Annotated in this window: 19 protein-coding genes; 12 read left to right on the forward strand and 7 right to left on the reverse strand. The window is 60.4% G+C overall.

Going from position 1 to position 19,478, the window contains the following annotated elements; translation table 11 throughout:
* Positions 1–106: 106 nt before the first annotated feature.
* Positions 107–847, reverse strand: a complete 741-nt coding sequence (locus QO005_RS11325) for a helix-turn-helix transcriptional regulator (RefSeq protein ID WP_307158147.1) — start codon at positions 845–847, stop codon at positions 107–109.
* A 361-nt stretch (positions 848–1,208) separates the two neighbouring features.
* Entirely contained in the window at positions 1,209–2,195 is a 987-nt protein-coding gene (locus QO005_RS11330; RefSeq protein ID WP_307158148.1) for an RgsD C-terminal domain-containing protein, read from the reverse strand.
* Between the two features lie 179 nt (positions 2,196–2,374).
* Between QO005_RS11330 and QO005_RS11335 the strand changes: the two genes are divergently transcribed.
* From QO005_RS11335 to QO005_RS11380, 10 genes are all read left to right on the forward strand, one after another.
* A complete protein-coding gene (locus QO005_RS11335) occupies positions 2,375–2,959 on the forward strand; it encodes a nitroreductase family protein (RefSeq protein WP_307158149.1) in 585 nt (194 codons plus the stop codon).
* The gene (locus QO005_RS11340; protein ID WP_307158150.1) at positions 2,959–3,564 is read left to right on the forward strand and encodes a flavin reductase family protein; all 606 of its coding nucleotides are present in this window, start codon (positions 2,959–2,961) and stop codon (positions 3,562–3,564) included. Before QO005_RS11335 ends, QO005_RS11340 begins: the two co-directional genes overlap by 1 nt.
* 159 nt (positions 3,565–3,723) lie before the next feature.
* Positions 3,724–4,863, forward strand: a complete 1,140-nt coding sequence (locus QO005_RS11345; RefSeq protein WP_307158151.1) for a DUF2336 domain-containing protein — start codon at positions 3,724–3,726, stop codon at positions 4,861–4,863.
* 277 nt (positions 4,864–5,140) lie between these two features.
* Positions 5,141–5,986, forward strand: a complete 846-nt coding sequence (gene cobA / locus QO005_RS11350) for a uroporphyrinogen-III C-methyltransferase (RefSeq protein WP_307158152.1) — start codon at positions 5,141–5,143, stop codon at positions 5,984–5,986.
* A complete protein-coding gene (locus tag QO005_RS11355) occupies positions 5,983–7,293 on the forward strand; it encodes a cobyrinic acid a,c-diamide synthase CobB (RefSeq protein WP_307158153.1) in 1,311 nt (436 codons plus the stop codon). The genes cobA and QO005_RS11355 overlap by 4 nt, the downstream gene beginning before the upstream one ends.
* Positions 7,290–8,324: a threonine-phosphate decarboxylase CobD gene (cobD, locus tag QO005_RS11360; protein WP_307158154.1), complete on the forward strand. Its 1,035-nt coding sequence runs from the start codon at positions 7,290–7,292 to the stop codon at positions 8,322–8,324. The genes QO005_RS11355 and cobD overlap by 4 nt, the downstream gene beginning before the upstream one ends.
* Positions 8,321–9,292 (forward strand): adenosylcobinamide-phosphate synthase CbiB, encoded by a 972-nt coding sequence (gene cbiB, locus QO005_RS11365; protein ID WP_307158155.1) that lies wholly within the window; start codon positions 8,321–8,323, stop codon positions 9,290–9,292. The genes cobD and cbiB overlap by 4 nt, the downstream gene beginning before the upstream one ends.
* A gap of 261 nt (positions 9,293–9,553) precedes the next feature.
* Positions 9,554–10,111, forward strand: a complete 558-nt coding sequence (locus QO005_RS11370; protein ID WP_307158156.1) for a flavodoxin family protein — start codon at positions 9,554–9,556, stop codon at positions 10,109–10,111.
* Positions 10,112–10,402: 291 nt separating this feature from the next.
* Positions 10,403–11,824, forward strand: a complete 1,422-nt coding sequence (gene mgtE, locus QO005_RS11375; protein ID WP_307158157.1) for a magnesium transporter — start codon at positions 10,403–10,405, stop codon at positions 11,822–11,824.
* Between the two features lie 87 nt (positions 11,825–11,911).
* The gene (locus tag QO005_RS11380) at positions 11,912–12,298 is read left to right on the forward strand and encodes a MerR family transcriptional regulator (protein WP_307158158.1); all 387 of its coding nucleotides are present in this window, start codon (positions 11,912–11,914) and stop codon (positions 12,296–12,298) included.
* Positions 12,299–12,406: 108 nt separating this feature from the next.
* Here the strand turns inward: QO005_RS11380 and QO005_RS11385 are convergent, their stop codons facing one another.
* The 3 genes from QO005_RS11385 to QO005_RS11395 form a co-directional block, all read right to left on the reverse strand.
* Positions 12,407–12,883, reverse strand: coding sequence for a methyltransferase family protein (locus QO005_RS11385; protein WP_307158159.1), 477 nt, complete (start codon positions 12,881–12,883; stop codon positions 12,407–12,409).
* A 110-nt stretch (positions 12,884–12,993) separates the two neighbouring features.
* Positions 12,994–13,962 (reverse strand): heparan-alpha-glucosaminide N-acetyltransferase, encoded by a 969-nt coding sequence (locus tag QO005_RS11390; protein ID WP_370878052.1) that lies wholly within the window; start codon positions 13,960–13,962, stop codon positions 12,994–12,996.
* 8 nt (positions 13,963–13,970) lie between these two features.
* Positions 13,971–14,669: a DUF599 domain-containing protein gene (locus tag QO005_RS11395; protein ID WP_307158303.1), complete on the reverse strand. Its 699-nt coding sequence runs from the start codon at positions 14,667–14,669 to the stop codon at positions 13,971–13,973.
* A 434-nt stretch (positions 14,670–15,103) separates the two neighbouring features.
* Between QO005_RS11395 and QO005_RS11400 the strand changes: the two genes are divergently transcribed.
* Together QO005_RS11400 and QO005_RS11405 are read left to right on the forward strand one after the other, a co-directional pair.
* Positions 15,104–16,504, forward strand: a complete 1,401-nt coding sequence (locus QO005_RS11400) for an L-serine ammonia-lyase (protein WP_307158161.1) — start codon at positions 15,104–15,106, stop codon at positions 16,502–16,504.
* A gap of 68 nt (positions 16,505–16,572) precedes the next feature.
* Entirely contained in the window at positions 16,573–17,010 is a 438-nt protein-coding gene (locus QO005_RS11405; RefSeq protein ID WP_307158162.1) for a DUF1489 family protein, read from the forward strand.
* 21 nt (positions 17,011–17,031) lie between these two features.
* On the opposite strand, the gene QO005_RS11410 is transcribed toward QO005_RS11405, so the two are convergent.
* Positions 17,032–18,117, reverse strand: a complete 1,086-nt coding sequence (locus tag QO005_RS11410; RefSeq protein WP_307158163.1) for an ABC transporter substrate-binding protein — start codon at positions 18,115–18,117, stop codon at positions 17,032–17,034.
* The gene (locus tag QO005_RS11415; protein WP_307158164.1) at positions 18,114–19,469 is read right to left on the reverse strand and encodes a sensor histidine kinase; all 1,356 of its coding nucleotides are present in this window, start codon (positions 19,467–19,469) and stop codon (positions 18,114–18,116) included. Before QO005_RS11415 ends, QO005_RS11410 begins: the two co-directional genes overlap by 4 nt.
* Positions 19,470–19,478 lie beyond the last annotated feature (9 nt).

The following is a 19,478-nucleotide window of genomic DNA, read 5'->3' on the forward strand; positions in this document are numbered from 1 at the left end:
TGGACAAACCGAGGATCGCGAAATTTGATCCAAATTTAAACTGTCGGTAGAGACAGTATAAATTAGCGCAATTATAAAGTAATACTATGGGTTCAAGGAACCCCCATTATTGAGGAGCTGGAGGAATGAGTCCCTGAGACATGGCTTTTGCCACAGCTTGCGTATTTGATACAGCATCGAGCTTATTTCGCGCATTTGCCATGAAGTAGCGCACGGTACGCTCGGATATGCCGAGAATGATCGATGTTTCCCAATAGCTCTTGCCTGCAGCGGTCCAGAGCAGGGCCTCTTTTTCGCGCTGGGTCAGGCTTGCCTGTTCGTCATGAAGAGGTTCCGTATGCTGTCTGTCGATCTGGCGCGCGTGGAATTTTCCGGCCAGACGGTAGATGTCGCGGTCATAGCACCGGCGCGCCAGTCGCCATTCCTCGGTGTCGCAACTTCGGGCGATGACGAAGAAGGCATTGCGGGAATCACGCGACAGAAGCGGATAACAGACCGCGCGCAGGCGATTGTTGACCTGATAGATGCGCTGCTTGAACTCGATCGTATGCCGGTTCTGCCGCGAGAGTTCCTGAAGGTCGATGGGTTCCAGGGCGCGGCTGCAGCGAGAGAAGATGTGGCTGAGGCCCGGGCCGCCCATTTCGGACACGGCCCGGTAGACGTCTTGGTCGAAGCTGTGATGCAATTGATGGATTACCGCACCGGAAATGCTGACGGCGGCATCTACGTAGAGGCAGCCTGCGAGATCGTATGAATTTTGCAAACGGCGCAGGAATTCCGCGGGCCGGATTTCCCCCGCGCCGTCCAGCCAATCGAGCAGTTCGAAATAAATTTTTGCGTCAAACATGAAAGCCCCGCTGGAATTCAGGGGCTATTTTCTAAGGCTTGCAGAAAAAGTCCATCAGATTAGCGGGGCTTGTCGCCACCATGTGTTGTTGCGGTGCAAAATTACCTCAAATACCCCTAAAATTTTTTGGGTTTTTTGCTGTTTTTCTCAAAGGTTTTCCACGTTTTCCTTTGTTACAATAACGTAAAATAAAGCTTATTAGGCTTACCCGATGAACATCGGTGGTTGCGAGGTTCCCGTTTTCCTGCGCAAGACGATCTTAAACAGGGTGAACACTCTGTTGGAGCCGTCTGAAAATGCGTTCTATAAAAGTGCAATTTCAGCGGTACATCTGGGGAAAACCCACACCTTGATGGGGAGATCAATTGGCGTCGATGCCGGCATTCTGCTGCACGGCCTGCTGCCTGTCCTTGAGCAGCACTTCCACATCGGTGTTGACGCCCGCCTTCACCGAGAATTCCTTTTGGTAGATATTGTCCTTGTTGCGCGCCACGGCCATGTAGCGGCCTTCGGAAAGCACCATGACCGGATAGGCACTGACACTTTCCGCCACTGCGTCTCCTGAGGCCGTCAGGATGGACCAGGCGGTATCGGCAATCGCTTCGCCGCCTTGGTCAGCAACAAGCTTGAAGGTGATCTGGGCTGCGCGATGCTGAAGGGTGGCTTCCGTCAGCTTTCCCGCCTCCACCTTGATATCGGCGCGCACCACGGCATTCACGTCGCCATATTCAGATACGACGTGATAGGTGCCGGTATTGAGGCTGACAATCGTGTTCGGCTCGATATTTTCCATCACCAGGCCGCGATTGCTGTCTTCCTGGGCATCGCCTGCATAGATCTTGAATTTGAGGGTGGATGGCTTGATGCGGGTATCGGTTCCGGAAACGGCGTTCAACACCAGGCCACCCGCATCCAGCACCATCACCTGACGCGGCACATCGCCTTGCTCCGGCACTTCCAGCTTCTTGGTTACCCCCGCCCGGCCAAGCGAGACATTGACGAAATAGCTGCCGGGAGAAAGTTGCAGTTCAGCCGAACCGCCCTCGCTGCTGGCCACCAGCGGCAGCTTGCCCTCGGCATCGGCCACGGGGCTGAAGACGCGCCAGCGCAGGCCGCGCTTCAGGGGTGCGCCATCCGGAGTCAGTTTTGCTTCCAGCGCCACCATGCGGGCATTGGCGTTGTGGACCGAACCCAGCCGCGGTGAAAAGGAATTCAGCTTCGGCATTTTCGGCGGGCTTTGCAGTTGCTTGAAAGACTGGAACGCATCTTCCGCCCGCACCGGCAGGGCCGGCATGGTCAGCGCCACGGCCATGAAGACCTGCGCAAGGCGGGGGAGAAGAGATGTCATGCGTCCGCAAAACCGATTCATATCGCAATGTTGCCGAAGTAGAACCGGAATGCCATGGCAATTTCAAGGCCCTGCCTTTGCCAGACTGTGAAAGACCGGGGCGCTTCTTGTTTAAACGCAGGTCTTGCGTCAAAAGAGAGCGACATTTTTCAGCCAGTACCGCAAGGACATCTTTTCCAATGTACGAAAACATCACGCTTCTCGATTATCTGGCGACGCGTCGTTCTGTTCCTGCTTTTCAGATGTGCGAGCCCGGGCCTTCGGGAGAGCAGTTGCAATCCATTCTGTCGCTTGCCGTGCGGGTGCCGGACCATGGCAAGCTCGCGCCCTGGCGGTTCATCGTCTATCGTGGCCAGAAGCGGGTGGACATTGGCGAGGCCTTGCTGGAGATGGCGCTCAGCAAAAATCCCGAGCTGAGCGAGGAGATGATCAAGGTGGAGCGTACGCGTTTCACGCGCGCGCCCGTCGTGATCGGCGTGATCAGCCGGGCGGGACCGCATGTGAAGATCCCGGAATGGGAACAGGTCATGTCGGCGGGGGCGGTGTGCCTCAACCTGCTGATGGCGGCCAATGCCCACGGCTTTGTGGCAAACTGGCTATCGGAATGGTTTGCCTTCGATGAGGCGGCGCATCCGCTGCTCGGCATCGAGCCGGGTGAAAAGGTGGCCGGCTTCATTCATATGGGCTCGACCACCTTCCCGATTGTCGAGCGTCCACGCCCGGCGCTTGAGGACGTTGTTACCTGGATGGGAGAGGAAGGCTGATGTTCTACGAAACCGCCACCAATCAGCATGGCTTGCCGCATGATCCCTTCAAGGCGATCGTTTCGCCCCGGCCCATCGGCTGGATTGGCACGAAGGCCGCAGACGGCAGCCTCAACCTCGCGCCCTATTCCTTCTTCAATGCCATTTCCGACCGCCCGAAGCTGGTAATGTTTTCGTCGAGCGGCCGCAAGGATTCCGTTCGAAACATCGAGGAAACCGGTTGTTTCACGGCCAATTTCGTCAGCCACGATCTGTTGCAGCAGATGAATACCTCGTCTGCTCCCTTCGATCACGGCGTCAGCGAGTTTGAAAGGGCAGGGCTGACGCCTGTCACGGGCCGCCTTGTTGCTGCGCCCTATGTGGCGGAAGCCATGGCGGTGCTGGAATGCCAGGTCACCGAAATCATGGTGCCGAAGGATATTTCCGGTGGTGAGTCGGAGAATATTGCCGTCTTCGGTCAGGTGCTCGGCATCCATATCGCCGAACGGGCGCTCCGGGACGGGCGCTTCGATGTCACGCTCGCACAGCCCGTCTCGCGTCTGGGATATATGGATTATGCGACGGTGACCGAGGTTTTCGAACTGCGCAGACCCCAAGCAAAGTAATGCTGCCAAGATGCCTGCATTGCCTTGGTTAAGAGATATGGTGAACCAATCTTAAACCATTTTCCCGTAAGCCTTGATTGTGCCGGGTAGGGCGCGGTTTTCTTCAGGGTCGGGATGCGAAAGCACTTGCCTGTCCTGATGTAGCGGCTGGGGTTTCGAGTGCTGGTAAAGGCTTTTTTTCGCTGGGCGGAAACGGCAAGGGCAGGGGATCGCGCCAAGGCCGCCAATGCCTTCGGGCGTGCTTATCTGACCTCGGCCATGACGGAAGACGAACGTCAGGCCGCCTTGATGGCCATGACCTATCTTCTGGACGATCCCTCGCCGCTGGTTCGTCAGGGTCTTGCCGAAGCGCTTGGACATTCGGCGGATGCGCCGCGCAGTCTCATTCTGGCGCTTGCGGAAGATCAGCCGGAGATCGCATCCCGCGTCATTCTGTTTTCCCCGGTGCTGAGCGAGGCCGATCTTGTTGAGCTTTGCGGGCGCGGTGGCAGCTATACCCGCGCATTTGTTGCTGCGCGTCCGCATCTTGCGGCAACGGTTGCGGCGGCCTTGGCCGAAATCGGCGATGGTTGCGATGTGCTGGTGCTGCTGGATAACGCAACCGCCCAGCTTTCCGCCTTCAGCCTGATCCGCATTGCCGAGCGTTTCGGCGATCGCGAGGCGGTGCGCGGCGCCTTGCTCGCCCGTAACGATCTGCCTGCACAGGCGCGCAATCTTCTGGTTCGGCAGGTGGCGGAGGCTTTTTCGGAGGCGGCTTTGCTGCGTCTGTCGTTGGGAGAGGTGAAAAGCCGGGCTCTCTGCCGGAATGTTCAGGCCTCTGCCGCAGCGGCCATCGCGGGAGAGGTCGATCCGGCTGAAATGCCCGATCTTGTTGAGGATATGCGCAGGGCTGGTCAATTGACGCCCGCTTTCCTCATGCAGGTGTTGTGCCAGGGGCATGCTGATTTCTTTGCCGTGGCGATCGAAATGCTGAGCGGTCTCGATGAACGCCGCGTTCGCTCGATCCTGGCGGGCGGGCGGCTTCATGCCGTCAAGGCGCTGGTTCAGGCGGCGGGGCTCGATCACACCATCGCGCCACTCTTTGCCGAAGCCGTGCTGCTATGGCGCGAGACGATTCGCACAAGCACCGAAGCTCAGCGCGCCATGATCTGCGAAGGCTTGCTGAAGCGCGGCAAAGCGCTGACGCAGGGGCCGGAAGCTGCCGCACTGCTCACTCTCGTGCACCAGCTCTGGCGCGAAGAAGAGCGCCGCATGACCCGGCAGCAGGCAAGGCTTTTTGCCCTCGAGGCTGCGGCCTAGGGTGTGTGGACATTCGGCTTTGGGCGTGGCGAAAACGGTGATTTTCGAGAACCGGAGCGGAGTGTACTTGAGTACATGAGCACCGGAAGCGCAGGAAATTGCCGTTTGCAGCCCGCTCAGGGGCGAATGTCCACACACCCTAAACCGCTCGGTAAACCTCCCTTCAATACAGGCGGCCAATCGCTGTTGCTCCAGAGTTTCGTCGCCCCTGTCAAACCACTGACGATGCTGTTCAAACCAGTTCCGGTTTTGAACGGAATGCAGTAGAGGTGAGGCCATGACAGGCGATCTCTTGCAGCATCTTCCCCCTCTGGAACCGGGCCATGTCTGGCTGGCCGGTGCCGGGCCGGGTGATCCCGGCTTGCTCACGCTGCTTGCGCTGCGCGGGCTGACCCAGGCGGATGTGATCGTGCATGACGCGCTGGTGGATGATGCCTGCCTTGCCTTTGCCCGCAAGGATGCGGTGCTGGAATATGCGGGAAAGCGCGGCGGCAAGCCCTCGGCAAAGCAGCGGGATATTTCACTGCGGCTCGTGGAACTGGCCAGATCCGGCAAGCGGGTGTTGCGGCTGAAGGGTGGCGATCCCTTCGTGTTCGGGCGGGGCGGCGAAGAGGCGTTGACGCTGGTGGATCATGGCGTGCCGTTCCGCATCGTGCCCGGCGTCACTGCTGGCATTGGCGGTATGGCCTATGCAGGCATTCCCGCCACCCACCGCGAGGTAAACCATGCCGTCACCTTTCTCACCGGGCATGATTCCTCCGGCACTGTGCCGGACAGGATCGATTGGCAGGCCATTGCCCGCGGCTCCCCCGTCATCGTCATGTATATGGCCATGAAACATATCGGTCATATTCGTGCGCAATTGCTGGCGGCGGGGCGGCGGGCGGATGAGCCGCTGGCCTTTCTGTGTGACGCCGCAACTTCCCGCCAGCGCGTGCTGGAAACCACGCTGGGCGAGGCGGAAACGGCCATGCTGGCCGCCGGGCTGGAGCCGCCTGCCATCATCGTGCTGGGTGAGGTGGTGCGGCTGCGCCCCTCGCTGGACTGGCTGGGCGCGCTTGCCGGACGCAGGCTGGAAACCGATCCCTTTGCTCCCAAAACCGGACGCGAGGACGCGCCATGAGCGGGCTGTTGATCGCGGCCCCGCATTCTGGCGCGGGCAAGACCACCATAACCCTTGGCCTGCTCAGGGCGCTGAAGCGGGCGGGGGTGGCGCTGGCACCGGGCAAGGCGGGGCCGGATTATATCGATCCTGCCTTTCATGCCGCCGCCAGCGGTGAGCCTTGCCTGAATTTCGATGCCTGGGCCATGCGGCCGGAGTTGATTTCGGCCAATGCCGCCCTGCATCGACAGGGCGGAAGACTGCTGCTGATCGAAGCGATGATGGGGCTTTTCGATGGTGCTGCGGATGGCACCGGTTCCGCCGCCGATCTGGCCGCCCTGCTCGGGCTTTCGGTGGTGCTGGTGGTGGATTGCGCCGCCACATCCCATTCCGTCGCGGCACTGGTGAAGGGCTTTGCTGATTTCCGTCCCGGCGTGCTGGTGGTGGGCGTCATCCTCAACCGTGTCGGCAGCCCGCGTCATGAGGCCATGCTGCGGCAGGCGCTGGAGGCCATCCGCATGCCGGTGCTGGGCGTGATCGGCACCGAGGCGGGGCTTGCTTTGCCAAGGCGGCATCTCGGTCTGGTTCAGGCCGCAGAACATGGCGATCTGGACGGCTTTATCGATCAGGCCGCCAGTCTGGTGGAGCGGGGCTGCGATCTCGCCGCTTTGCAGAAGGCTGCCAAACGCATGCCGGATAAAGTATCCGAAGCCAATATTGCCCGCCTGCCGCCGCTCGGGCAGCGGATTGCCGTGGCGCGGGATGAAGCCTTTGCGTTTTGCTACGAGCACATGCTGATGGGCTGGAAACGGCGCGGCGCGGAGATCCGCTTCTTCTCGCCGCTTGAAAATGAGGCCCCCGCTCAGGATGCCGACGCCATCTATCTGCCCGGCGGCTATCCCGAGCTTCATGCCGCAAGGCTGGTTGAGGCGCTCAGCTTCAAGGCCGCGCTTCACGCCGCAGCGCGATCTGCCACGAAAATTTTCGGCGAGTGCGGCGGTTATATGGTGCTGGGCGACGCGCTGGTGGATGCCGAGGGCCGGTCTCACGCCATGACGGGCCTGCTGCCTTTGACCACCAGTTTCGCCGATCGCAAGCGGTATCTCGGCTATCGGCGGCTGACGCCGCTGCAAAAGGACTTTTTTGCCGGAGCGATGACCGCGCATGAATTTCATTACTCCACCGTGCAGCAGGAGGGCGAGGCGGATCGGCTGTTCAGAGCGGAAGACGCGCTGGGCGAGGATCTGGGTCCTGTCGGCCTGCGGCGGGGTTCGGTGGCAGGTTCCTACATGCATCTGATCGATCTTGCCGGAGATCTGCCGCAATGACGGGGCCGATCCAGCATGGCGGCGGGCTTGCTGCCGCCGCCCGTCTTTATGGCGGACGCATCGAGGGCTGGCTGGACCTTTCCACCGGCATCAATCCCTGTCCGCCCTGCTTGCCCACCATCGACCCACGCGCCTGGCACCGGCTGCCGGATCGCGAACGGGAGGAGGAGGCGCGGCTCGCGGCACGGGATTTTTACGGCAGTGGTACGCGTCTGCCGCTGCCGGTACCGGGAACGCAGGCTGCCATCCAGCTCTTGCCGAAGCTGATCGATCCATCCGCTCAAGGTCGAATGTCCACCCGCCCTCGAGCCGCAATTCTCTCACCTACCTATGGCGAATATGCCCGCAGTCTTGCAGCTTCAGGTATCGCGGTGGATGCGGTGGGTTCGCTGGACAAGATCGATGAGCGGTACAGCCTTGCCGTGATCGTCAATCCCAATAACCCCACGGGCCGGGTGTTCGAGGCGGAAGAATTGCTGGCGCTTGCCCGGCGGATGGCGGCGCATGGCGGATTGCTGGTGGTGGACGAGGCCTTTGCCGATGCCGAGGCGGCGCAATCGCTGGCGGGTGCGGTGGAGCATGAGGAAAACCTCGTCGTCTTCCGTTCCTTTGGCAAGTTTTTCGGCATGGCAGGTCTGCGTCTTGGCTTTGTGATCGCCAATCCGGCCATCGAGGCAAAACTTGTGGAAGGATTGGGGCCTTGGGCGGTCTCCGGTCCGGCCTTGGCGGTGGCGACAGGTCTTTTCCGCGCCAACCGGAGTGCCATCGTCGCCAGCATCCTTGAACGGCGGGCGGCTCTTCAAGCCATTCTGGATCAGCACGATCTCAAGGTCATTGGCGGCACTGCGTTGTTTGCGCTGGTGGAGCATGAGAAGGCAGCGGCGCTGCATGCACATCTCTGCCGGGCGCATATTCTCACCCGTATTTTCGATTATGCGCCGGGCTGGATGCGTTTTGGCCTTGCGCCCGATGCCGAGGCGGATGAAAGGCTGCGGGCAGCACTCTCCAGCTTTACGGGGGCAGGGGCATGACGGTGCAATTCCTGTCCCTGATCGCAGCCCTTTTTCTCGACCGCTGGGTTGGCGATCCACCATGGCTCTGGGCGCGGCTGCCGCATCCGGTGGTGATCTTCGGCAAGGCCATCAGCTTTCTGGATAGCTTGCTCAACCGCCGCAGCCTCGCCCCCTCCCTCCGGCGTCTGGCGGGGGTGGCGGCGATCGTGATTCTGCTTCTTGCAAGCCTGGTCGGGGGATATGCGCTGCACCGCCTTTTCATGCTGCTTGGGCCGCTCGGTTTTCTGCTGGAAATTGCGGTTGCGGCGGTGTTTCTGGCGCAGAAGAGCCTGCTCGATCACGTCAAGGCCGTGGCAGATGCCTTGAAGGCCGAGGGCCTTGCTGCGGGCCGCCGCGCCGTTTCCATGATTGTCGGGCGCGATACCACCGTGCTGGACGAGGCGGGCGTCACGCGAGCGGCGCTCGAAAGCCTTTCTGAAAACTTTGCCGATGGGGTCGTGGCACCCGCATTCTGGTACGGGCTCTTCGGTCTGCCGGGACTTCTTGCCTACAAGATGCTGAACACCGCCGATTCGATGATCGGCCACAAGAGCGAGACCTATCTGCATTTCGGCTGGGCCTCGGCGCGGCTGGATGATCTTGCCAATTGGCCCGCCGCACGGCTGGCTGGCTGGCTGATCGTTGCGGCGGCCTGGGCGGGCGAGGGCAGGATTGCCGCCCACCGCGCGTTCAGTGTGATGATGGCCGATCACGGCCTGCATCGTTCGCCCAATTCCGGCTGGCCGGAAGCGGCTTGTGCGGGGGCGCTGGATGTGGCGCTGGCAGGCCCGAGACTTTATGCCGGAGCGCGGGTAAGCGAACCGATGATGAATGCCGCCGGGCGCCGCAATGTGTCTGCGAAGGATATCCTGTCCGGGCTCGGCCTCATCGACAGGGCATGGGCCGGTCTGGTGCTGGTTTCAGTCATCTGCATGCTGCTGACATAGGCACAAAAACCTGCCTATAGGCATGAAAAATACCTTCTTTCGAATTTGCAACCGTGTGGATATGCATGCATCGGCCTTTAGAGCATTTCCAGGAAAAGTGGAAAACGGTGTTCCGTCCGGAAATGCGTAAAAACAAGGAGTTATGGCGCTTCATTGTTTCCGTGAAACAATGAAGCGTTCTAGGGGCCGCTGTATAATTCTTTGGGTCAGGGATCATCCAGCCGGATGAGTCCCAGGGGTTTTCAAGAAAAAGGGTGTGTCATGACCAAAGTTGCCGTCGTATTTCATTCGGGCTACGGCCACACGAAGCGTGTGGCGGAATATGTTGCCAAGGGGGCAGGCGCTGATCTGCTCGAAATCGACGCCGAGGGCAATCTGCCGGAATCGGCCTGGGAAACGCTCGGTGCTGCCGATGCGATCATTTTCGGTTCGCCGACTTATATGGGCAATGTCAGCTGGCAGTTCAAAAAATTCGCGGACGCCTCCTCGAAGGTGTGGTTCGCGCGCGGCTGGCAGGACAAGGTTTTTGGCGGTTTCGTCAACAGCGCCAGCCTGAACGGTGACAAGCAGGTGGCCTTGATTTCGCTCCAGACGCTGGCTTCGCAGCATGGCGGCATCTGGGTCAGCCTCGGTCTGATGCCGAGCAACACCAAGGCAGCCCAGCGGACCGATATCAACAATCTCGGTGGTTCTGTGGGCGCGCTGGTTCAGTCGCCTTCGGATGTCGGCGCGGATGAAATTCCGCAAGGCGATCTCGATACCGCCGAAGCCTATGGCAAGCGTGTTGCGGTCATCGCAGCCCGCCTCAAGACGGCTTGAATTTCGAGGAAGGTGGCGCAAGAACGCGCCGCCTTCCTTACCATTGCAGGTGCGCATCCTGTTCCCGCCATGGAACATTTGCAGCTTTCCGCTCATTGTCGAAACGTCTTTGAACGTCTGTCGAGACAAGGCTCTTTCCGTTCTGGACGAGGGCTTGCTTAACCGTTTATGCGGTAGGTGTGTGATCTCGCCGATTCCCTTTCCATTCCGGTGGAACTGAAGACGGAAGAGGGCGCAGCCTTCCTGCTTTTGCCGAAAAAAGCAGGTGCAAGAGAGACCGGGAGCGCAAGAATGAGCGATTTGGAAGAAGACCTGCGCCCACTGGACCACCGCCCGGAGGAGGATCACGAAGACATCTATGATGAAGATGGCTCGATCCGCGGGGATTTCCTGGCGCTCGTCTGCGCCGCCATCGCGGACCGTGATGTGCTTTATCTGCGCCAGCACGTCGCCAAGCTTCATGAATCCGAACTCGGCCACCTGATCGAGGCGATCCAGCCTGACCAGCGCGTGGCGCTGGTGCGCCTGCTGGGCGATGATTTCGACATGACGGCGCTGACGGAGGTGGATGAAGGCATCCGTCTGCAAATCGTCGAGCAGATGCCGAATGCGCAGATTGCCGCCGCCATTGGCGAACTGGATTCAGACGACGCCGTCTACATTCTCGAAGACCTAGACCAGGAAGACCGCGAGGAAATCCTGGCGCAACTGCCCTTTACCGAGCGGGTACGCTTGCGCCGGGCGCTGGATTATCCTGAAAGCTCCGCTGGCCGCCGTATGCAGACGGAATTCGTGGCCGTGCCGCCGTTCTGGACCGTGGGCCAGACCATCGATTACATGCGCGATGAGGAAGAGCTGCCCGAAAGCTTCACGCAGATCTTCGTCATCGACCCGACCTTCAAGCTGCTCGGCGCGGTCGATCTCGACCGCATTCTGCGCACCAAGCGGCAGACGAAGATCGAAGCGGTGATGCGGGAAACCAACCATCCCATTCCCGCGCATATGGACCAGGAAGAGGCCGCCCAGCTTTTCGAGCAATATGACCTTCTTTCCGCCGCCGTGGTCGATGAGGGCGGCAGGCTCGTGGGCGTGCTCACCATTGATGACGTGGTGGACGTTATCCAGGAAGAGGCCGAGGAAGACCTGATGCGCCTCGGCGGCGTGGGTGACGAAGAGCTGTCGGACACCATTCCCGAAACCTCGCGCTCCCGTGTGCCGTGGCTGCTGGTCAACCTGCTGACGGCCTTTCTCGCAGCCTCGGTCATTTCCCTTTTCGAGGCCACCATCGAGCAGATCGTGGCGCTAGCCGTGCTGATGCCGATCGTGGCGGGCATGGGCGGCAATGCCGGGTCGCAAACCATGACGGTGACGGTGCGGGCGCTTGCCACCCGCAATCTCGATATTCACAACGCCTTCCGCGTCGTGCGGCGAGAGGTGGGGGTCGGGCTGGTCAATGGCATGATTTTTGGCGTGTTGATCGGTGTCGTCGCAGGCCTCTGGTTTCAGGACCCCAATATCGGCGGCATCATCGCAACCGCCATGCTCATCAACATGCTGGCGGCGGCGCTGGCGGGAATTATGATTCCCTTGCTGCTGGATCGGGTGGGCATCGATCCCGCCGTCGCTTCGGCGGTTTTTGTGACCACCGTTACCGATATTACCGGCTTCTTTTCGTTCCTTGGGCTCGCGACATGGTGGTTTTCCATATCCTGATGCTTTCATAGGTTTAGCTGAATTCGCTAAAATTGACTTTTACGTCAAAGTCAATAAAATGCTGCGAAAAACAGAGGCTGAGCGGCATTGAAGAAGTTTTACAGCATTACCGAGCTCACGCGCGAATTCGGTGTCTCCACCCGTACCCTTCGCTTCTATGAGGACGAGGGGCTGCTCAATCCCGAGCGGCGCGGACGCACCAGACTTTACCGCGCAGCGGATCGCCGCCTGCTGCAGGAAATTCTGCGTGGCCGGCGCATTGGCTTCACCATAGCCGAAATTCGCGAAATCGTCCATGTTTACAAGGAGCCGCCAGGCGAGATTGGCCAGCTCAAGCTGATGATGAAACGCATCGACGAAAAGCGCGATGAATTGCGTCAGAAGCGCAAGGATATCGAGGAAACGCTGAGCGAACTGGATCAGGCGGAAGAAGCCTGTCTCACCCGCCTCGTGGAAATCGGCGTTGGGACGTGAGCTATAATCTTTGAACTCATTACGCTTATGGCAAGGCCGTTTCCGGCCTTGCTTTTGTTGTAGAGCAACTGGTCTCCAGAGTCTGTCCGAAGGTGTATGGGCAGGCCCTCAGATCCACCTGCGGGTCTGGCGGCAGTAGCGTTCGAAGTCGACGCCAAAGCGCACGAGAAGGTGCATTTCCTCATTGCGGATGGCAATCAGCGTGGTAACCAGCGCCGTGATGGGGGCTGCCATCAGCATCCAGCTGTTTTGCAGGATCAGCCCGCCGCCGATCATCAGCAGCGTGTAGCTGAGATAGATCGGGTTGCGGGTGTAGCGAAACGGCCCTTCGGTCACCAGCCGCTGTGCGCAGCGGTCAAGGCGGACGGGGGTCTGACTGGTCATCATGGTATTGACGGCCCAAAGATCCAGAGCCACCGCAGCTGTTGCGATCAGGCAGCCCGCCAGCACGGGCATCATGCCTTGCAGCGCCGGAATGGCGCTGGGCGAAATATAAAACTCGAGAAACAGGGCAAGGACGCAGGCACCGCCATAGAGAAGCGGCAGCCAAGGGTATTTCAGCGGCTTCATTCGATAGGCGTTCATGTTCAGGTTCCTTCGAACGCATCCGAAGGAAAGATGACAAGGCATTTTCCCGGAAGCGTCTGTTCGGTTACCGCGCCTGCGAAAACCGGACAGGCCGATCCGGCAGGCGCTTAAGGACTGGCGATTGTGCATTCCCGCGCCAGTTTCAGGACACGATCATCCTGCTCGGGAATGATTGCGCCAGACTGGAGAGGCGCAAGTAGCTGTTGTTGCTGAAGTTTTTCCAGCGTGCAGCTGCAGAATCGGTTGCAGAACCGGGCCTCGTTGCCGCCTGCAACGCAGGAACGCTGGCAGCTTTTGCTATAGCTGAGCGCCGGGTCTGGCGCTGGCGGCGGGGCAACGAGGCTGGCAAGATAGACCAGCGAGATCAGAACCGGCTGATGAACGAGATAGAAGATAAGGCTGTGTCGCCCCGCCCATTGCAGCAGGCGCGGCCCGCCCGGCAGGCCGGCAAGCCTTTCCGTCCAGCCAAAGCGCAGGGCAAGCCTGGCGGCGGCAATGCCAAACAGCACGGCAGCAAACCAGGGAAAGACCGGCACGTAATCATTGGAGCGGGGCAGGGTTTCCGACAGGCCCAGCCACCAGAGGGCCGGAGTGTCGAACAGCGGTGAGTGCCCGTAAGCCCCAAGCCACAAACAGCCAAGGGCAGCGGCAAGCGTCACCACCTCCGGCAGTTTCACAAACAGCAGTCCCGCCAGACTCGTCACCGCAATGGCGTGCAGGATGCCGAAGAAGATCCAGCCAGCCCCCATGGTGAAATAGGTGGCGACGGAGATCAGAACCGCCGCCGCCGCGATCTGCCCGAGACGCTTTCCAAAGGACTGCCAGCGAATGCCGCGACCATGGGCAAGCACGAGACTGACACCCACAAGGAAGAGGAAGGTCGAGGCAATGCCGCGCGCATAATATTTCCACGGGCCGGAGACCGCCGTTCCCTCTTCCACATAACCGAAGAATTCCAGATCCCAGGTGAAGTGATAGGAAGCCATGGCGATGAGCGCCAGTCCGCGCAGCCCGTCCAGCAGGGTAATGCGCCGGGAAGCGCTGGAAGTGGGTGTTGAAACGGTCAAGGCTGTCATCCTGTCGGTCAAAAAGCGCCGGGGCCGGGGTTTCCGGCGGCATCCCGCGCACGGGAAAAGAACTGACGCCGCAACAGGACAAAGAAAATGAAACCCGTCATCAGCATGAACATGGTGGCATTGAGAAACCAGCCGAGATAGCCGATGGACATGAAAATGGCCCTGAGCCCGGCATTGAAATGCTTGCCCGCCAGAATGTTCATGTCGATCACCCGTTCCGCCGCGGTTTCCGCCGCCTGAGGATCGTTGTGCACCTCCTGCGCCATCGGCAGGCCTCCAAAGAGAATGGTGCAGTAGTTGAACAGCCGGTAAGACCAGCCGAACTTGAAAAACGCATAGCCGAAAATCGCAATCAGCCCGCACACTTTCATTTCGAAGGCGGTGCGGCCAGCCGCACCGAACAGTGGCAGGTCGCGCAAGACGGCGTCCACCTTTTCCGTGGAGCCGAGCATGGCAAAACAGCCGCCTATGGCGATGATCGAAGTCGAGGCGAAGAAGGCCGTGCCATTTTGCAGCCCGGCCATGATCTGCGTATCGATCATGCGCAGATCGCGCTTCATGGCGTTGTGAATCCAGATGCGCCGGTGATGCTGCATAACGCGGCTGAGACTGGTGCGGGAACGAAACACATGGCCGCCGCTCATCAGCCCGAAGCCGAACCAGCTGAAGCCGAAGAAGGCAAGCGCGATATAATCCAGCAGCGTCAGGGGCAAGGGGTTCACGGGTAAGGTCGTCCAGTGCGTTTCGAAGTTTCAGGGTCGATTCCCGGCGCGATGATAGAGCATTTCGGGGAAATGGGTAGAGTGTGGCTTCTGGGGAAGCCTTTTGAAACAAAGGCTTGTGTTGCGAGGACGACGTCTTGGCCGGCTTGGGGCGTGTGATCCTGTCACCAGCCGCTTGAGCAGGTAACAGGAATGATTTAAGACAAATCACGTGCCTATCGGGGGATAGGGCACGACCCGTTGAATTTCCGGCGGGGGACGAGGCAGCGTGATCCGAACAGATCACGCTGCCTTTCTGTTATATAGATGTGCAGGCAGGATGTCGCTGCCGCTCAAGAGAATGCCGGTGGCTCATGGGGCAGAGCCTGCTGTTTTCTTGGATAAATGGTTTTGGCGGCGGCGAGCAGGGCAGGTATTGAATGTTTCTTTCGGTATTTGACGTTTTCAAAATTGGCATCGGACCGTCGAGTTCGCATACCATGGGGCCGATGACGGCAGCCTGCCGGTTTCTGGAGCTTATTCTTTCCAATGAATGGCCAAGGCCCGCAGGCGCGCAGGTGGCGGCGCTGAAGGTCAGCCTGCATGGTTCGCTAGCCTTTACCGGTGTGGGCCATGGCACGGACCGCGCTGTCATCATCGGGCTGACGGGCGAAGTGCCTGACAGTGTCGATCCCGACCGGATGGAAGAGATCGTGCAGTCCGTCATGGCAAGCGGCAAGGTCTGTCCTCCCGGCCACCCGGCCTATCTGTTCCAGCCTGCCAGCGATCTGGTGCTGGACAAGAAAACCCCGTTGCCGGGTCACGCCAACGGCATGCGCTTTTCCGCACTGGACAAGGACGGACGCCTGCTCCTGTCGCGCATCTATTACTCGATCGGCGGCGGTTTCGTGGTGACCGATACCGAACTTGCCGCCATGCAGATGGCCAAAAAGGCCGAGCAGGCCGTAAAGGTGCCCTATCCCTTTTCCACGGCGCGGCAGATGCTGGCCATGGCGCAATCCTCCGGACTAACCATCGCCCAGATGAAGCGCGCCAATGAAGAGGCGGTGATGAGCCGTCAGGCGCTGGATGCCGGGCTGGACCGGCTCTGGGAGGCCATGAGCGGCTGCATTGACCGGGGTCTGAGGGTCGAGGGGGAATTGCCGGGCGGGCTCAAGGTCAAGCGCCGCGCCAAGACCATTCACGATAAACTGCAGGAGGAATGGCGCAGCAACCGCTTCAACCCGGTTCTCGCCAATGATTGGCTCTCGGTCTATGCCATGGCGGTGAACGAGGAAAATGCCGCCGGTGGCCGTGTCGTGACCGCGCCCACCAACGGGGCTGCTGGCGTCGTGCCTGCCACCATCCGCTATTATCTGCATTTTCATCCAGATGCCGACCAGCAGGGCGTGCGCGATTATCTTCTGACCGCAGCCGCCATTGGCGGCATCATCAAGCACAATGCTTCGATTTCCGGGGCGGAAGTGGGCTGTCAGGGAGAGGTGGGGTCGGCTGCGGCCATGGCGGCTGCAGGGCTTGCCGCCGTGATGGGCGGCACGCCGGAGCAGGTGGAAAATGCCGCCGAAATCGCCCTCGAACATCATCTCGGCATGACCTGTGACCCCATTGCCGGACTGGTGCAGGTGCCCTGCATCGAGCGCAATGCGGTGGGTGCGGTCAAGGCCGTCACGGCGGCATCGCTTGCCATCAAGGGCGATGGCAGCCATTTCGTGCCGCTGGACGCTTGCGTGGAAACCATGCGCCAGACCGGTAATGACATGAGCGAGAAATACAAGGAAACCTCGCTGGGCGGTCTGGCCGTCAATGTCGTGGAATGTTGATGACCACCCCACAGACATCCCGTTGAAACATCTTGACGGCGGCGGCGAAAGGTCTATCTCGTCGCATCATGGCTCTTCATCTGATCAAACTCTGCGTCGGGGCAGACAGTCTCGACGATCTGCGCCAATGGGTGGCGGAACGCTCCATGGTGGCCATGGCCGCCGGTTTGCAGCCGCATAGCTCGCATGTGACCCGCATGGTGCCGAAGCGGGTGGAGGAGTTGCTGGATGGCGGCTCGCTCTACTGGATCATCAAGGGTCAGGTCATGGCGCGGCAAAAGCTGCTGGACATTGTCAGCTTTACCGGTGGCGATGGCATTACCCGCTGCGAACTGCTGCTGGGGCCGGAAGTGGTGGAAACGACGCCCGCGCCGCGCAGGCCCTTCCAGGGCTGGCGCTATCTCGAAGACAAGGATGCGCCGCGCGACCTCTCCGCTTCGGGCGCCAATCTGGAAGACATGCCGGATGACCTGAAGCGTGAGCTGGCGGAACTCGGACTGCTATAACTAAATTGTTTTGTAAGAAAGCTAACGCCCCACAAGCTCCTGCCAACTGCCTATAAAGCGGCGGCGCTGATTTTCGTCCTGGGCGGCAAGAAGCGCTGGCCCAATGCGGATGGGGCGGCCGATGCCACTTTCCATGAGGGATGCGGGACCGGAAACCCCTGCGGGCAGTGGAAAGCCTTCGGCAAAGAAAAACGACTTTTCCCGCGCCACACGCCGCCCCCGCACAGACAGCAGATAATCGAGAAAGCGGCGGGCAAGCGCCGCATGACTGGCCGAGCCCGGGATCAGCGCGCCGCGAGACAGGATCAGCGTGTAATCCTGCGGAATGACGACCTTGAGATCCGGATTTCGTTTTGCTGCGGCATAGGCGTAGGACCCCAGCACGTTATAAGCGATGGACACGTTGCCCGCGGCAAGTTCGCCCAGCACTTCGTTGTTACAGCAGCGGGTCACGGTACGGATTCGGCTCAGGCTTTCCAGCAGTCTGCCATAAACGGTCGGCGCCTGGCGGGAATCGTAATAGGCCAGCAGATAGCCGATGCCCGAGGCACTGATGTCATAGGTGCCGATCCGGTTGCGATAATCTTCCGGCTTGATGCGAAGCAGATCCGCCAGTGCCTCGTGGCTCGTCGGAACATCCGTCGGGGGCACCAGCTTGCTATTGTAGACGAAGACCGCTGGCTCGAAGGTGAAGCCAAAAACCTCGTCGCGCCAATTGGCCCATTCGGGCACCCTGCTGGCTTCATTGGAGTGGTGCGGCTGGGCGCAGCCGTCATTGGCGAGCTTGACCAGTTGATCGACCGCCGAAGACAGAAGAATGTCCGCCGTTTTCTGGCCGTTGCGGCAGGCGCGGGCGGCATCGCGGAAAAGATCGGTCGTGACGTAGTCGACCAGCTCCACCGTGACATCCGGTGCGGTTTCCTGAAAGTCCAGGATGAGCGGGCGCATGGCATCGAGATCGGTGGCGGCATGCACCACCAGCCGCTGCTGCTCCTGCCCGGGTGCAGGAAACAGCGCCGTTTCGCCCTCCGCGGCCAATGCCGGGCCGGATAAAAGGGTAAAAAGCAGGAAAACCGCTCTGCACTTTTGCTGGAAAGGCACCCTCATGCTTTTATTCCCTGCGCAAGCGGCAGCGCGATGAACACGATGAAGCCGTGGTTTTTGCCCGCTTCGCGAAAGCCCAGTTCGCCGCCAAGAGCGGTGGCCACTTCTGCCGCGATGGCAAAGCCGAGGCCGGAGCTTTCGCCATCGGTGCGGGAGGAAACGAAGCGCTGCGTGACATGCGGCCATTGCTCCGGCGCAATTCCCGGTCCGTCATCTTCCACCTCGATCACCGCCTGCGCGCCAAGTTGCAGCACGCGCACATCGAGCCGCGCCTTCACCCCATGCCGGATGGCATTGTCGATGATGTTGACGATCGCTTCCCGCAGGCTGAGGGCGTCGCCCTGGATGACCAGTTCCTCATCATCCGCCGCATAGGAGACGACGATATCCGGGTCGATGGTGATCGGCACCGCCACGCGGAAGGCCTGGCGCGCCACATCCTGCACGATGACGGGCGTCAGCTGGGTCGAATCGAAGCGGTGAATGACCATGGCGTGGTTGAGGAGTTGATTGGTAAAGCGAGCCAGTTCGGCGGCCCGGTCACGCATGCGCTCCAGATGGCGGCGGTCTTCCTGCGGCAGCCGCGTTTCATCGATCAGGCTGAGCTGGGCGGAAAGTGCTGTCAGCGGCGTGCGCAGCTGATGGGCGCTATCGGCCACATAGCGTTGCAGCAGCTTCACCCGCTGGTCCAGCCGCTGGATGAAATGGTTGATCGAGGTGACGAACGGCGAAAGCTCGCGCGGCACGCTGACGGAAAGCGGCGTCAGATCCTGTGGCTCCCGCCGCTTCAGTGCTTCGCCGACGGTGGCCACCGGTTTCAGGGCATAGCGCACGGCAATGGCGGCGCCCATCAGCGCCAGCCCGCTCATGATCGCGACCAGAAAAAGTGCCCGGGCGGTGAGTTCGGAGACGAGATCCTGCCGCGCTTCCGTGGTCTGGGCCAGCACGACATAGGCCCAGCCCGAACCCGCCGCATCGGTAATGGCGCGGGCCGTGGTGACGATCCGGATATCGACACCCTGATAGGTGCCATTGCTCAGTTGCGGCTCCAGATGGGTCGATTCCAGCGACACCTTGCCGTTCAGATCATTATAGCCGGTGAGGGTGGCGCCATTGGAATCGATCACGCGGTAGAAAATGCGATCGCGACCGGCAAGGCCGAGAAGTTCGAAAGCCGAGGCAGGAAGATCGAAATTCAGCACACCGTCATTCACCACCAGATTTTCTGTCATCTGGAGTGCTGCGCCAACGAGAATACGGTCATAGGCGTCGTCGGCGGCTTCGCGGGCATAGAACCAGGCGGCGGTCACCAGCAGGGCGGCGCCGCAGAGCACGATGGCCCCGAAGCGCAGCATCAGGCGTCC

The organism is Allorhizobium paknamense (assembly GCF_030815125.1).
In the GTDB taxonomy this organism is placed as follows: domain Bacteria; phylum Pseudomonadota; class Alphaproteobacteria; order Rhizobiales; family Rhizobiaceae; genus Allorhizobium; species Allorhizobium paknamense.